At 52.5% G+C, this 13861-nt stretch carries 15 protein-coding genes and 1 pseudogene; 6 read left to right on the top strand and 10 right to left on the bottom strand.

Going from position 1 to position 13861, the window contains the following annotated elements; all coding sequences use genetic code 11:
• The 3 genes and pseudogenes from EYY67_RS22960 to EYY67_RS22950 all read left to right on the top strand — a co-directional run.
• Positions 1-837 (top strand): annotated as a pseudogene (locus EYY67_RS22960) (phage tail tape measure protein); the annotation flags it as partial.
• Positions 838-849: 12 nt separating this feature from the next.
• Complete coding sequence (locus EYY67_RS22955) at positions 850-1320, top strand: phage tail protein (protein WP_131694456.1); 471 nt, start codon at positions 850-852, stop codon at positions 1318-1320.
• 8 nt (positions 1321-1328) lie between these two features.
• Positions 1329-2471, top strand: coding sequence for a phage late control D family protein (locus EYY67_RS22950; RefSeq protein ID WP_415838617.1), 1143 nt, complete (start codon positions 1329-1331; stop codon positions 2469-2471).
• A 15-nt stretch (positions 2472-2486) separates the two neighbouring features.
• Here EYY67_RS22950 and fos read toward each other — a convergent pair whose 3' ends face one another.
• Positions 2487-2888 carry a fosfomycin resistance glutathione transferase gene (fos, locus tag EYY67_RS22945; protein ID WP_131694454.1) on the bottom strand — a complete coding sequence of 134 codons (402 nt, stop codon included), beginning with the start codon at positions 2886-2888 and terminating at the stop codon, positions 2487-2489.
• A gap of 141 nt (positions 2889-3029) precedes the next feature.
• On the opposite strand from fos, the gene EYY67_RS22940 reads away from it, so the two are divergent.
• Positions 3030-3251 carry a DNA-binding transcriptional regulator gene (locus EYY67_RS22940; protein ID WP_013573939.1) on the top strand — a complete coding sequence of 74 codons (222 nt, stop codon included), beginning with the start codon at positions 3030-3032 and terminating at the stop codon, positions 3249-3251.
• 41 nt (positions 3252-3292) lie between these two features.
• On the opposite strand, the gene EYY67_RS22935 is transcribed toward EYY67_RS22940, so the two are convergent.
• Entirely contained in the window at positions 3293-3661 is a 369-nt protein-coding gene (locus tag EYY67_RS22935) for a hypothetical protein (RefSeq protein WP_229920949.1), read from the bottom strand.
• A gap of 206 nt (positions 3662-3867) precedes the next feature.
• Here EYY67_RS22935 and EYY67_RS22930 point away from each other — a divergent pair, with 206 nt between their 5' ends.
• Positions 3868-4923 carry a phage integrase gene (locus EYY67_RS22930; RefSeq protein WP_131694453.1) on the top strand — a complete coding sequence of 352 codons (1056 nt, stop codon included), beginning with the start codon at positions 3868-3870 and terminating at the stop codon, positions 4921-4923.
• Positions 4924-5237: 314 nt separating this feature from the next.
• Here the strand turns inward: EYY67_RS22930 and EYY67_RS22925 are convergent, their stop codons facing one another.
• From EYY67_RS22925 to ftnA, 4 genes are all read right to left on the bottom strand, one after another.
• Positions 5238-5573 carry a YebY family protein gene (locus tag EYY67_RS22925; protein WP_095921404.1) on the bottom strand — a complete coding sequence of 112 codons (336 nt, stop codon included), beginning with the start codon at positions 5571-5573 and terminating at the stop codon, positions 5238-5240.
• A 50-nt stretch (positions 5574-5623) separates the two neighbouring features.
• Positions 5624-6508: a copper homeostasis membrane protein CopD gene (gene copD, locus EYY67_RS22920; RefSeq protein WP_131694452.1), complete on the bottom strand. Its 885-nt coding sequence runs from the start codon at positions 6506-6508 to the stop codon at positions 5624-5626.
• Positions 6509-6511: 3 nt separating this feature from the next.
• Complete coding sequence (gene copC / locus EYY67_RS22915) at positions 6512-6898, bottom strand: copper homeostasis periplasmic binding protein CopC (protein WP_408637240.1); 387 nt, start codon at positions 6896-6898, stop codon at positions 6512-6514.
• Between the two features lie 138 nt (positions 6899-7036).
• The gene (gene ftnA / locus EYY67_RS22910; RefSeq protein WP_095921401.1) at positions 7037-7543 is read right to left on the bottom strand and encodes a non-heme ferritin; all 507 of its coding nucleotides are present in this window, start codon (positions 7541-7543) and stop codon (positions 7037-7039) included.
• Between the two features lie 407 nt (positions 7544-7950).
• On the opposite strand from ftnA, the gene EYY67_RS22905 reads away from it, so the two are divergent.
• Positions 7951-8181, top strand: coding sequence for a DNA polymerase III subunit theta (locus EYY67_RS22905; RefSeq protein ID WP_013576177.1), 231 nt, complete (start codon positions 7951-7953; stop codon positions 8179-8181).
• A 19-nt stretch (positions 8182-8200) separates the two neighbouring features.
• Here the strand turns inward: EYY67_RS22905 and pip are convergent, their stop codons facing one another.
• From pip to dbpA, 4 genes are all read right to left on the bottom strand, one after another.
• Complete coding sequence (gene pip, locus EYY67_RS22900) at positions 8201-9157, bottom strand: prolyl aminopeptidase (protein WP_095921400.1); 957 nt, start codon at positions 9155-9157, stop codon at positions 8201-8203.
• Between the two features lie 553 nt (positions 9158-9710).
• Complete coding sequence (locus tag EYY67_RS22895; RefSeq protein ID WP_131694451.1) at positions 9711-11750, bottom strand: S9 family peptidase; 2040 nt, start codon at positions 11748-11750, stop codon at positions 9711-9713.
• A gap of 122 nt (positions 11751-11872) precedes the next feature.
• Complete coding sequence (gene yebF, locus EYY67_RS22890) at positions 11873-12238, bottom strand: protein YebF (RefSeq protein ID WP_095921398.1); 366 nt, start codon at positions 12236-12238, stop codon at positions 11873-11875.
• Positions 12239-12398: 160 nt separating this feature from the next.
• Positions 12399-13781, bottom strand: a complete 1383-nt coding sequence (gene dbpA, locus EYY67_RS22885; protein WP_131694450.1) for an ATP-dependent RNA helicase DbpA — start codon at positions 13779-13781, stop codon at positions 12399-12401.
• Between the last annotated feature and the right edge of the window lie 80 nt (positions 13782-13861).

Below are 13861 nucleotides of genomic sequence, written 5' to 3'. Positions count from 1 at the left end.
ACCACGCTCGGCAAGATTGCGGGCGGTGCGCTGCTGATTATCGGCGCGCTCGGCGTGTTTGGTCTGGTGGCGGGTCCTGTTATCAGCGGTATCAATCTGATCGTTGCCGCCGCCAGCATGCTCTGGACAATCCTCGGCACCGTTGGCGGCGCGATTGCGACGGTGATCGGTGGGCTGACATGGCCGATTGTTGCCGTCGGTGTCGCCATCGTCGCCGGTGCGCTGCTTATCCGCAAATACTGGGAACCAATCAGCGCCTTCTTTGCGGGTGTGATTGAAGGGCTGGGGATTGCATTCGCGCCGGTCAAAGAGTTGTTTTCCCCCCTCAAGCCGGTGTTTGACTGGCTCGGCGATAAACTGAAAATGCTCTGGCAGTGGTTCAAAGACCTGATTGAACCAGTGAAATCTACGCAGGAAACGCTGAAAAGCTGCAAAGACACCGGCGTAATGTTCGGGCAGGCCATCGCCAACGCGCTGACCGCGCCGTTGCAGGCGTTCAACAAACTGCGTTCGGGTGTGGACTGGCTGCTGGAGAAGCTCGGCATCATCAAGGATGAATCGGCTGATCTGGATAAGAACGCCAGCAAAGCGCATAACGCCGCCGCTGCAGGACAGGATCCGCTGACGCTGCCGCCAGGGAATGCCCTCGGCGGGGCATATGTGCCGGTGTCCGCCGGTGGCGGCAGCAGTTATGTTGACCGCAGCACGCACACCTACCAGATTTCAGCGGGGAATGCCCTGGGCGGTGCGGATGCCAGCAAACAGATCCGCGCCGAGCTGGAAGCCCGTGACCGCGCCCGCGCCGCACAACAACGTTCCCGCATGGATAACGATTAAGGAGATGTCCGCATGATGTTAACGCTCGGGCTGTTTGTGTTTCAGTTGCAGACCGTCCCTTACCAAAGTTTGCAGCGCGATGTCGATTACCGCTGGCCTGCGAATAACCGCGTCGGCCTGCGTCCGCTGCCGCAGTTCCTCGGCGTGAATGAGGAGAAAATTACTCTGTCCGGTGTGCTGATGCCGGAAATCACCGGCGGAAGGCTGTCGCTGATGGCACTGAACCTGATGGCTGACGAGGGGAAGGCGTGGCCGCTACTGGAAGGCAGCGGCACCATTTACGGGATGTTCGTGGTGAACAGCGTCAGCGAAACCCATACGGAGCATTTTTCCAACGGTGCCGCCCGCCGGATCGAGTTCACGCTGACGCTGACCCGCGTGGATGAATCCCAGGCGGCGATGTTCGGCGACATGAAAGCGCAGGCCGACGGGCTGCTGGATCAGGCCGGTGGTTTAACCGGCCAGTTGGGAGGTCTGCTGTGATTACGGATATGACCATCGGTGCAGGTGCGCAGTTTGCGCCGGACTTCACGGTGACCGTCGGCGGTAAAGACATCACGCAGGACGTCAGCAACCGGCTGATCTCGCTGACGCTCACGGATAACCGTGGCTTTGAGGCTGACCAGCTCGACATCGAGCTGAGCGACACCGACGGCCAGCTGGAGATGCCGCCACGCGGCGCGGTGGTCAATATCGCGCTCGGCTGGAAAGGTCAGGCACTGACGAACAAAGGCGACTTTACCGTGGATGAGGTGGAGCATCGCGGCACGCCGGACACGCTGACCATTCGCGCCCGCAGCGCGGACTATCGCGGCAGCCTGAATTCCCGCCGCGATATCTCTTATCACGACACCACGCTGGAGGCGGTGGTGTCCGCCGTGGCTACGCGCAATAACCTTAAACCCGCCATTGCTGAACCTTTCAGAGGCGTGCCGGTGTCGCACATTGACCAGACCCAGGAGACGGACGCGAAATTTATCACCCGTCTGGCGGAGCTGAACGGCGCGGTGGTCGCCATTAAGGCGGGCAATCTACTGTTTATCAAGCCAGGCGCGGCAAAGACGGCCAGCGGCAAACCTATCCCGCAGATGACAATAATCCGCAGCGACGGCGACGGGCATACGTTCAATATTGCTGACCGTGGGGCTTACACCGGCGTGTCGGCAAGCTGGCTGCATACCAAAGACCCGAAGCCGAAAAAAGTGAAGGTACAGCGCAAACCGAAAGTGCAGTACCTGCGCGCCCTGCAACATCCTAAGGCAAAGAGGACCAGCACGAAGGTGCAGAAAACGCCGGAGGCGAAGGAAGGGGATTACCTGGCAGGCAGTGATGAAAACGTGTTTGCCCTCACCACCATCTACGCTACGCAAAAGGCCGCCATGCGGGCAGCTCAGGCGAAATGGGAAAAACTTCAGCGCGGTGTCGCGGAGTTCTCGATCTCTCTGGCTCGCGGACGGGCCGATTTATTTCCAGAGACGCCGGTGGAAGTGTCCGGCTTTAAATCCGTGATCGACGCGCAGCCCTGGATAATCAGCAAGGTGACGCACAGCCTGGGCGGCAGTGGCTTTGTGACGACGTTAAATCTGGAGGTGTTGTTGTCGGATGTGAGTTATGAGGCGACGGAAAACAGCTAACCTGAGCCACTCACATCAGAAGAATTCCATTTCATCGTATGGGCTTTCTTTGCAGGAACGGAGCCGGCTTTCAAGATCACCACAATGAACCTCTAACTGATGGCCATCCGGATCGAGAAAGTAAATTGACTCCCCTTCACTCTTATCATTTTTCCACTCGACAACACCGGCATGCCGTATTTTCTCTCGAAATGACGGCATGTCGGCTGATTCGATAGTAAAGGCGTAATGAGTGTAATCCGTCTTGGGGTCAATGGAAGTGTCTAAGGATAAACATAACCACAGGTCACCAAGTGACAGGTAAGCCCCTCTCGCCCATTTAGCCCGAGGCATAAAACCAAGAACATCTACATAGAAACTAAAACTGCGCGGTAAATGACTGACCGCGAGAGTGAGGTGATTCAATCCGGATAGCATAACTCCCCCTTTTGATTTGATTGAGTTCTCTTGAATTACCAAGATTTTGAAGAGTGTAAATCACTGTAATTTAAGATGTATGCTGAACGCGATAACATACAATGACCGCATCTGATTAAAAATGATTATATGGTGATTATTATGATGCACTGCCCGAAATGCCAGCACGCAGCACACGCCCGTTCAAGCCGTTATCTGAGCATCAATACCAAAGAACGCTATCACCAGTGTCAGAACATCAATTGCAGTTGCACGTTTAAAACCCATGAGTCTATTGCTGACATTATTGTTGAACCTGGCACCGTTCATGCTGTTCAGTTGCATCCGGATAAACATCAGCAACAATCTTTGCAGATGCATTAAAACAAGAAACCCGCCAATGGCGGGTTTCTTAACATTCATGATCACCAACTAAGTTGCTCACCGCTGGCTTTCAGATTTTGTTTGTACATCATATCCAGAGTCGCGTAAGTGCACATATTAACCGCACCTTCACAATAATCCCCGATAACCCTATCTAATATTTCTTTATTTTTGGCTTTGGTCAGATTTTTAAAAGCGGCCAGATTTTGCTTTTCCATCATACGAAGCGTTGTTGGTTGGCACATCTTAACGGCACCATCACAGTAATCAGCCTTCACCCTCGCCTTGATGTATTCAATTACTTCTTGTTTTTGCGCTTCGGAACCATCGAATTCCATAGGGTTGACAAATGCAGCACTCACGGCAAACGGAAGCACTAAAGCAGCAAATCCCAGAACAAACTTCATCATTAAGTCCTTATTGTGAAAGCAAACTATTAAGACTAATCTTAACAACCTGACATTAAAATTTCACCGTTTCCGCCGAAACCTTTCCAAAGATATTTGCTTAGACAAACCAATCGGTTGCTAACCTTGCATGTATACGACTGACTAAATCAAACATTTACACTGTTTTTATATACAGTAATATTCACATTCTCAAAAAGGAGGATGTGATGAGTGTAAGAAAGCTGTCTACCGGTAAATGGTTATGTGAGTGCTACCCGAACGGGAGTGGAGGTAAGCGATGCCGCAGGCAGTTTGATACCAAAGGTGAAGCCGTTGCCTTTGAAACTTACACCATGGATCAGGCAAAGAACAAACCGTGGCTGGGCGAGAAGGAAGACCGGCGGAAGCTGAGCGAACTGGTCGATCTCTGGTACAGCCTGCACGGCTGCTCTCTGAATGATAAAAAGGGACGACTGGGAAAACTAAGGATTATCAGCGCGGGAATGGGTGACCCCATAGCCAGCATGATCACGCCGAAGGACTGGGCACACTATCGCAATCAGCGGCTGCGCGGTGAAATCGATAACGGCTACAGTACTAGTCTGGCGACCCGTAAAGTTTCCACCGGTACGGTGAACTGTGAACATGCTTTTCTGCGGGCGGTGTTCAATGAGTTGAAACGCCTGGGGGAATGGTCGCTACCTAACCCTCTCGAGAATATCCGCGAGTTTGATCAGCCGGAACGTGAGATGGCATGGCTGACTCAGGAACAAATCCTGCTGCTCATGGCCGCCTGCGAACAGCATGGAAATGACGAATTAACGCTTATTGTTAAAGTCTGCCTTTCGACCGGCGCACGCTGGAACGAGGCTGCCAAAATCAAAAGCTCGCAGATTTCCCCGTACAAACTCACCTTTATCAATACCAAAGGTAAAAAGAACCGTACCGTTCCCCTCGCCCGCCCCCTCTATGATGAACTGATCGCCCGTAAAGGCGCGCCCTTCTCACCCTGCTATAAGCAGTTTTATCGAGTGATCAGGCTGGCCGGCATCGAACTGCCGGAAGGTCAGATGACGCACGTTCTGCGGCATACGTTCGCCAGCCATTTCATGATGGCCGGTGGCAACATCATCGTGCTGCAACGCATCCTCGGGCACTCCGATATCCGGGTCACTATGCGATACGCGCACTTTGCTCCGGATCACCTGGAAGACGCTATCCACCTGAATCCGCTGGCTCAAATCAGTGGCGATAAAATGGCGATGGAGAATCCAAATGAGTAACATTGAGGGTAAGTGAAATCAGCCTAAGTGATTGTTTTTACTATAAGTGATTGTTTTGAAAAACAGACAAAAAAAAGACCGAATACGATTCCTATATTCGGTCTAGGGAAATGGCTCTTGGGAGAGAGCCGTGCGCTAAAAGTTGGCATTAATGCAGGCGGTTAAGCCGTACAACTTAAAGAGTAGACGACGCATGACTAATTTCCACCCAGTTTGAAACATAGTGATAATAACAATGATGTATTATTTTCATTGTGTGACAACATACGCAAAACATGGGGTTAACATCAGTCATTTATCGGCTGCACGGCGACTCAACAGAGCGACTGCGCTTTGGCAATAAATGGCGCGAGACTCATTTTTTGTCCCGGATTCTGCGGATCATCCAGCCAGATTTTCTCCAGCGGCACGGCCTGAACCTGATGGTTTTTGACCTGCTCTCTGGCGACGTCATTAAGAGGATATTGCGCCAGCGTGCTGTCGTTGATCACATACAGCGCATTACCGGGACGGCATTGCAGCATGACTTCTTCGCGGGTAAAGGCCCAGGCTTTGCCGTATTGCAAACGGCTGATCGTCTCAAGCTGGGGCGCCGCAAAGCTGCTGGCCGATAAGGTCAGCAACACACAGGCAAGCAGTGTTTTCCTCATGATTTTTCCTCGATGGTATTAAATTCTTGATACTTGTTCAGATGATCCGTTCAGCGCGGTGCCAGTGTGGCGAATACACTCACCAGCAGTAAAACGCCCAGCGCCAGCCCCCATTCGAGCCAGGTCATCATGATAAAAGCGTGTTGCGCACGGTCGGGATCTTTTCCCATTAACGGCACCAGCCGGTAGCGGTTAAACACCGCCACCGCTGCCATCATCCCCACCATGACCCCTTTGATCACCAGAAGGCACTGGTAAAGGGACGTCATATCCGTCGGCCAGCGCTGCAAAATAATGGCCGTGTTGATGATACCGGTGAGGATCACCAGCGCAACGGCGGCGTGTCCCCAGACTGAAAAACGAATCAGTGTGGCAATCGCATACGGCCGCAAAGCGGACTGTCGGGTATATGCCATGCAGGTCAGTAACGGCAGCAGGCATCCGAACCAGTACGCTGCGCTGAGCAAATGCACGACATGATTGGTCCGCTGTATTAACCCGAGCGTCCCTTCATGCATCGCGGCGTGGCCGATCAGCGCCTGACTCATCAGTAAACCGAGCGAGCACAGGAAAACCAGCAGGTTGCGCGCGGGCAGCCAGTCCATCAGCAGCGTCAGCAGCAGGACAGCTGTCAGCAACAAATGCCAGCGCCAGACGTCGCCAAAGGCGGTGGTTAATACCAGCAGCCACACATTCAGGTTCAGCGCATCACTCCAGCCGTTCCCCATCAGCGCGGCCTGAATCGCCAGCATACCGACTGAGGTCACCGCAGCGACCAGACCTGAGCAAATCATCAGTGTCTGGTTTTTTCGCAGCAAGATTGCCGAGAATCCCACGGGCGTCAGCAGCGAGCAAAACACACTCAGGCCGAAAATCTGCATCAGCGACGCAAAATGCACGAACCGGCACAACACAAATAACGCAGTCAGGCTCATGGCTTATTTAACGGTAAAGCTGTACTGACCGTGTGTTTTATGACCGTCAACAGAAACCACGCTCCAGGAAACCACATATTTCCCGGCGCTCAGCGCATCGGACAGCGGCAGCACCGCCTGCGTATTGTCATTGGCGGCCAGCGTCATGTTGCCGGTTTTCACGGTTTTTTGCTGTGCATCCGTCAGGGTAATTTTACTGAAATTAGGCTCGATCCCTTCACTGAAACCCAGAGAAAGCTCGGTCGGGCTGACGGTCAGCACGGAATCCGCAGCCGGGGTTTCGGTTTTCAGATGGGCGTGAGCAGAGGCTTGTTGTGAGATAAATCCGCTCAGCAGAACGGCTGAGACTGCCAGGGCACGGCAAAGAGAAGTGGTTTTTTTGAACACGATATTTCCTTGGCTTGCTTGTTGATGAATTTACAACGCCGACACTTTAGCGCAAACGCGCTGAAAACGTTTGTCATAAAAACATAAAAAACGCAGAGGCCGAAGCACTCTGCGTTGTTTGCAAGCTCACACAACAGAAAATTAACCTGCCGGTGCTTGTGCGACCATGTTTTTCAGATCTTTATCGACGAAGAACAAGCCGTTACCGGTATTGCTGACCAGTGCCAGTTTATCGAGAACGGATTTGAACAACGTCTCTTCTTCATGCTGCTCAGCCACATACCACTGCAGGAAGTTGAAGGAGGAGTAATCTTTCAGCGTCATGGAGAGATCAGCCAGCTCGTTGATTTTCTGAGTGATCAGCTGTTCGTGTTCGTAAGTCTGTTTAAACAGATCCGTCAGTGATTCGAAAGAAACCGGCGGAGCAGCAATCGCGCCCAGCAAAGGCAGAGCGCCGGTATCGCTGACGTATTTGAACAGGCGATGCATGTGGTCCATTTCTTCCATGGAGTGCTGTTTCAGGAAAGCAGCGGCACCTTCGTAGCCTTTGTCGCTGCACCATGCACTCATCTGCAAATATAAATTGGCAGAATAAAACTCGAGGTTCAGCTGTTCATTAAGCTGATCGATCATTTCTTTTTTAAGCATGGCACGGCTCCATAAATTAAATTAAGGCAGGTGGGCTGATTTATTTATCCGCATTATGCCCGCATCAATACAAAATAAACACACCCGATTCACATTAATATCCTTTGAAATAACAAATAATTTTAACGTGATGATTTAAAACACTTTTTAAATGCCACTAATATATATCAATGATAATCATTAACATGCAGGTGCATATTAAAAAGAATCATTCCTATTTGGAATATTCGTCAGCATCATCTTGTTGAATATAATTATCACTTCGCATTTGGAAATAGTTCTTATTTACTCCTGATTATTTCTTCATTCTTTTCCGTTCCTGCATCAGGGTAAAAGTAAAAAGTGAACATTCACGCTGACGCCGGCCTCGGGTACAATGAGGCAAAACAGGTCATCGGGAAGCAGTAATGAGCATTAATCTGGCTGAAATCAGCAAAGAAGAAATGGATCGTATTAACGTCGATCTGGCCGCCTCAGCGGTCGCCTTTAAGGAACGCTACAACATGCCGGTAGTCGCTGAGATGGCAGAACGCGAACAGCCTGCGCATCTGCGCACCTATTTTCGTGAACGGGTGATGTTCTATCGCGGGGAATCACATAAGTTCTCCCGCCTGCCTTATGAGCCGAAGCAAAAGTAAGCGGGAGTCACCGGAAACGTCAGCGCCGGGTGGCGAAACGCTGATTGGTGCGGATCAGTTGATCGAGGATGCCGGGTTCGTCGAATGAGTGCCCCGCCCCTTCAATAATGTGCAGCTCGGCTTCCGGCCAGACCTGCGCAAGATCCCAGGCATTTTGCACCTGACAGGCCATATCATAGCGACCATGAACAATGACCGCCGGAATATGGCGGATGCGTTCCACATTTTTCAGCAACTGGTCGTCTGTTTCCAGAAAGCCCATGTGCGTAAAGTAGTGATTCTCGATGCGGGCAAACGCCAGCGCGAAATTGTCCTCACCAAAGGAGGCCGAACCTTCCGCAGGCAGAAGTGTGACGGTCTCCCCTTCCCACAGGCTCCAGATTTTCGCGGCCTCGAGTTGAACGGCACGATCATCCGACGTCAGTCGCGCACGATAAGCGGCGATCACGTCTTTACGTTCTTCCTCTGACAGAATCGACAAAATACGTTGCCATTTCTCCGGGAAAAAGCGCGAAGCGCCATCCTGATAATACCAGGTCAGTTCCTGCTTACGCAGCGTGAAGATACCGCGCAGCACCAGTTCACTGACATGTTCCGGATGGGTTTCCGCGTAGGCCAGCGCCAGCGTTGACCCCCACGAACCGCCGAACACCAGCCATTTATCGACACCGGCCATTTTACGCAACCGCTCGATATCCTCGACCAGATGCCAGGTCGTGTTGTTATCAAGGCTGGCGTGCGGGATTGAACGCCCGCAGCCACGCTGATCAAACAACATGACGTCATAATCATTAGGATCAAACAACTGGCGGTGAACCGATGAACATCCGCCGCCCGGCCCGCCGTGGAGGAATACTGCTGGCTTGCCTTCCGGATTTCCGCTGCGTTCCCAGTAAATTTGGTGACCGTCACCCGTATCAAGCATGCCGCTGGCATACGCTTCCCGGGGCGGATATAACCCTTTTAATTTTGGCATGACATTTCCTGTTCTATTCGGCCAGTGTATTGATAAACGTGCTTACATCTTAATAACAGCGCATTGGCCCACTTACAACAAGTGGTTATCACCAAAAACCGTTGTTTTGCATGCCGTTCGCATACTTATCGCGCAATTTGATTGCATCTCATGCCAGCCGGTGAAATGACACTCCTCTGTAAAGTATTGTGGGATACACGAAGGTGCTTGCAACTAACCTGAATTAAGCAGTAAATAGGTGAGCAACCCAATCCACCCGCTTTAGAGAGGCAATTATGAGTAAAGGAATGGATAGCAAAAAGAATGCGAAGAAAAAGCCATTGAAAACACCAGCCGAAAAAAAGGCTGATAAAAAAGCCAAGAAAGCTTCTGCTTAACACTGGTCTTCGTAGATCAAACCCGCCGAGAGCGGGTTTTTTTATTTCCCCGTCATACTTCACATCATAGGGCATTGGCTGCGTTGACTCACCCGAATCACTGACCTTTGTCAGCTCATCGGGATTCGCTCTGTTGCCGCCTGCCATTCGAATGATTCAGGGGAAAAGCCTGATACTCAGTTTTTCGTCGCCAGCGCCAGCACAAAGGCGTATTCCAGCGCGATATCCTCGTAGGCTTTGAAACGACCGGATTTGCCACCGTGGCCGGAATCCATATCGGTATGCATCAGCAACTGGTTATCGTCAGTTTTCAGCTCACGTAATTTCGCCACCCATTTGGCCGGTTCCCAGTATTGCACCTGCGAATCATGCAGACCGGTGGTCACCAGCATATGCGGGTAAGCCTGCGCACGCACCTGATCGTACGGGCTGTATTGCAGCATGTAATCGTAAAAGGCTTTGTCGTTCGGATTGCCCCACTCGTCGTATTCACCGGTGGTCAGCGGAATAGATTCATCAAGCATGGTGGTCACCACGTCAACAAACGGCACCTGCGCCACAATGCCGTGATACAGCTCCGGCGCCTGATTAATGATCGCCCCCATCAGCAAACCACCTGCACTGCCGCCCATGGCATACACCTGTCCGGCATCGCCATAGCCTTCAGCAACCAGTTCTTCGGTCACGTCAATAAAATCATGGAACGTATTGAGTTTATTGAACAGTTTGCCATCGTCATACCATTGCTGACCTAATTCTGCCCCGCCGCGGATATGCGCCAGCGCAAAGACAAAACCCCGGTCGAGTAAACTCAGACGGCTGCCGCTGAATGCCGGATCCATACTGCTGCCGTAGGAACCGTAACCGTACACCAGCAACGGATTTTCATTCGGTTTAAACAGTTCGCGACGGTAGACCAGTGACACCGGCACTTTCACGCCATCGCGTGCTGTCACCCAGACACGTTCACTGCGGTAATTGGCCGCATCAAAATCTTTCACTTCCTGCTGTTTGAGCAACGTACGGTCATGGGTATCCAGATCGAGTTCAAACAGCGTGCTCGGCATGGTCATGGAGGAATACCCATAGCGCAGCAATGCGGTATCCGGTTCCGGGTTGTAGGCCAGCCAGGTGGTGTAAGTCGGGTCATCAAAGGCCAGCGATTTTTCCTCACCGGTTTTCCAGTGGATTTGGCGCAACTGCGTCAGTCCCTGATGGCGTTCTTCCACCACCAGCCAGTCACGGAACAGACTAAAACCCTCGAGCATCACTTCGATTCGCGGTGCAATCAGCGTCTGCCAGCTGGCTTCCGTGCCATTCTCGCCTTTGTACAGGCCGAAGTTTTTACCGTCTTTATTGGAGCGAATATAGAAATGCCCGAGGTAATGATCGAGGGCATATTCATGGTCCTTGCGACGCGAGAGAAACACCTGCGGTGTGGCCTGCGGATCATCGGCATCCAGCAGCAGGATCTCCGACGTCGTGGTGCTGTCGAGATGGATCAGGATGTACTTTTCTGACGTGGTTTTATCCAGCCCGACGTAAAACGTGTCGTCTTTCTCTTCATACACCAGCTTGTCGGTTTTCGGATCGGTGCCGACCACGTGACGATAAACCTGATACGGCAGCAGGGTTTTCTTGTGTTTGCGCACGTAATACAGCGTCTGCGAATCGTTGGCCCATTCGCTGCTGCCGGAGGTGTTTTTCAGCAGATCGTCAGTCCAGGTGTCGTCATCGAGTTTTTTAATGCGAATGTCATACTGACGGCGGGAAAGAAAATCTTCCGCCACGGCCATTAGCTGATTATCCGGGCTGATATCCAGACCGCCCAGCGTGTAAAACTCACTGTCTTTGGCGCGTTCATTACCGTCAATCAGCGTGCTCCAGTGCTCCTGTTCAGCGGCTGGCTGGCGCAGATAGATGGCGTATTCGTTGCCCGGCTCATAGCGGGTCTGATAGCGGTAGCCATGCTTCACGTAAGGAACGGAATGATCCTGCTGCGCGATGCGCGCGACCATTTCGCCGTACAGGGTTTCGCGCAGCGCCTGATGTGGCTGCATGGCCTGTGCGGTAAATTCGTTTTCAGCAGTCAGATAAGCCAGAACCTGAGGATCGGCGCGGTCATCGTCACGCAGCCAGTAGTAATTATCGACGCGGTTATCGCCGTGTGCACTCAGGGTTTGCGGGCGTTTTTCAGCCTTTGGAGGTGTCATCATCTCGGGATCTCTTTGTCCTCTTTGCGGTGTGACAAGAGTGACAGGTTTAGACAGGGAAACCAAGAGACGTCAATGCGGGGAAATAATGCGTCCGCTAAGGGATAACGGACGCCGTCGGACGTTTATACCGGTGCGCTGTAGCTGATTTCGCCGATCTGGCAGTTGAGGCTTACCTGATAGGTTTTATCGGTGTGATCGCCACGCACTTTCAGCGGGATATTCCATCGGGCGTTATCACCGCTGATGCTGTCCGTCACCACCCAGGCCACCGGTGTCGACGTGCCGAGCACTTTTTTATCCGCATCCCAGCGCGGGATGCGGTTTTGCAGGAAATCACGTTTGACCAGCGCCGCCACATCATCTTTGGTGGCCGTGGAACATGGCGTGATGGTGGCCGTTCTGACTTCCGCATCATCAGCCTGCGCGACCTGGCTCAGTCCGCTCATTCCTGCTACTGCCATCACAACGCCTAAGATTATCTTTTTCATCGTTCGTCTTCCTGTCTTTGTCGTTCATTGAGTTGACCTTACCGGACAATATCCCTACTCAAAATAAGGTCATCACCTGCGTCAGATAATATAATCCTCAACAAGGCAATAACACAACATTAACAATATGACGTTCAACGCAAAGCGAAAAGAAAATCTGTCAGCGCAGGATAATGGCTTTGCAATTCTTGCCTTTGATTTTCCCTTCCTGCAAACGTTGCAGTGCTTTCTTCGCGCTTTTCTGGCGGATCGCCACATAAGCATGCACCGGGAACATATCGATTTTACCGACTTCAGCGGCGGTCAGCCCGGCATCACCGGTCAGCGCGCCCAGAATATCACCGGGACGGATTTTGGCTTTACGGCCACCGTCAATGCACAGGGTCGCCATTTCAGGATCCAGTGCCACCGGCGCGGCGGCCAGTGCCTGTGCAGCGGGCTGCCAGGTAAACCGCTGGCGGGTGTAATCTTCCAGCGCGGTCACACGCGGCATTTCCTGCGGCGTCACCAGGCTGACCGCCAGACCGCTCGTCCCTGCGCGACCGGTACGGCCCACGCGGTGAACGTGAACTTCCGGATCGAAAGAGAGTTCGTAGTTGATCACCAGACCTAACTGTTTGATGTCCAGTCCACGCGCCGCCACGTCTGTCGCCACCAGCACACGGCAACTGCCGTTGGAGAAACGCACCAGCACGCGGTCGCGGTCACGCTGTTCAAGGTCACCGTTCAGCGCCAGCGCACTGATGCCTTTTGCCTTCAGGTCATCACAGACATCCTGACAATCGCGTTTGGTGTTACAGAACACCACGCAGGAGGTCGGCTGATGCTGATACAGCACCGCAGCCAGCAGAGATAAACGTTGCTGCTTACCGGCTTCGATGAAGATCTGCTGAATATCAGCAATGTCGTCTTCACCTTCGATTTCCACTTTCAGCGGCTGACGCTGGAATTTGGAACTGATGCGCTCGATGCCGTCCGGATAGGTCGCGGAGAACAGCAGCGTCTGGCGGTTTTGCGGCGTATAGCTCACCACATCTTCGATGTCTTCGCTAAAGCCCATGTCCAGCATGCGGTCGGCTTCATCCAGCACCAGCACTTTCAGCTCGTCCAGTTTCAGCGTGCCCTTGCGCAGATGCTCCTGAATACGTCCCGGCGTACCGACCACAATGTGCGGCGGATGCACCAGTGATTCGAGCTGAGGCCCGATCGCCTGCCCCCCGCAAAGGGTGAGGATTTTGATGTTCTGGGTAAAACGCGCCAGACGGCGTAATTCTTTGCTGACCTGATCGGCCAGTTCGCGGGTCGGACACAGGACCAGAGCCTGCGCCACAAACTGTGAAACGGTGATGCTGTTCAGCAAACCGATACCGAAGGCGGCGGTTTTACCGCTGCCGGTTTTGGCTTTGGCGCGGACGTCCTGACCCAGCAGGATGGCGGGCAACGACGCTTCCTGAATCGGGGTCATTTCGGTGTAACCCAGTTCATTCAGGTTAGAAAGTTGCTCAGCGGGTAATGTCAGGGCGGAAAAGGAATGCGTGCTCAAGGCGATAACTCTTTATGTGAGGCAAAAATCGGGGCAGCGGCAGGATGTCTGACGCCATGGTTTGGGTAAATGATAACAGA

It is taken from the genome of Rahnella victoriana, from assembly GCF_004330295.1.
GTDB classification, from domain to species: domain Bacteria; phylum Pseudomonadota; class Gammaproteobacteria; order Enterobacterales; family Enterobacteriaceae; genus Rahnella; species Rahnella victoriana.
Note: the sequence above shows the minus strand (reverse complement) of the source record. Positions and strands in the feature narration are given on the sequence as shown.

Coding starts and splice junctions, on each gene's coding strand:
- EYY67_RS22955 (WP_131694456.1), top strand. CDS start 850: ATGATGTTAACGCTCGGGCTGTTTGTGTTTCAGTTGCAGACCGTCCCT.
- EYY67_RS22950 (WP_415838617.1), top strand. CDS start 1,329: ATGACCATCGGTGCAGGTGCGCAGTTTGCGCCGGACTTCACGGTGACC.
- fos (WP_131694454.1), bottom strand. CDS start 2,888: ATGCTATCCGGATTGAATCACCTCACTCTCGCGGTCAGTCATTTACCG.
- EYY67_RS22940 (WP_013573939.1), top strand. CDS start 3,030: ATGATGCACTGCCCGAAATGCCAGCACGCAGCACACGCCCGTTCAAGC.
- EYY67_RS22935 (WP_229920949.1), bottom strand. CDS start 3,661: ATGATGAAGTTTGTTCTGGGATTTGCTGCTTTAGTGCTTCCGTTTGCC.
- EYY67_RS22930 (WP_131694453.1), top strand. CDS start 3,868: ATGAGTGTAAGAAAGCTGTCTACCGGTAAATGGTTATGTGAGTGCTAC.
- EYY67_RS22925 (WP_095921404.1), bottom strand. CDS start 5,573: ATGAGGAAAACACTGCTTGCCTGTGTGTTGCTGACCTTATCGGCCAGC.
- copD (WP_131694452.1), bottom strand. CDS start 6,508: ATGAGCCTGACTGCGTTATTTGTGTTGTGCCGGTTCGTGCATTTTGCG.
- ftnA (WP_095921401.1), bottom strand. CDS start 7,543: ATGCTTAAAAAAGAAATGATCGATCAGCTTAATGAACAGCTGAACCTC.
- EYY67_RS22905 (WP_013576177.1), top strand. CDS start 7,951: ATGAGCATTAATCTGGCTGAAATCAGCAAAGAAGAAATGGATCGTATT.
- pip (WP_095921400.1), bottom strand. CDS start 9,157: ATGCCAAAATTAAAAGGGTTATATCCGCCCCGGGAAGCGTATGCCAGC.
- EYY67_RS22895 (WP_131694451.1), bottom strand. CDS start 11,750: ATGATGACACCTCCAAAGGCTGAAAAACGCCCGCAAACCCTGAGTGCA.
- yebF (WP_095921398.1), bottom strand. CDS start 12,238: ATGAAAAAGATAATCTTAGGCGTTGTGATGGCAGTAGCAGGAATGAGC.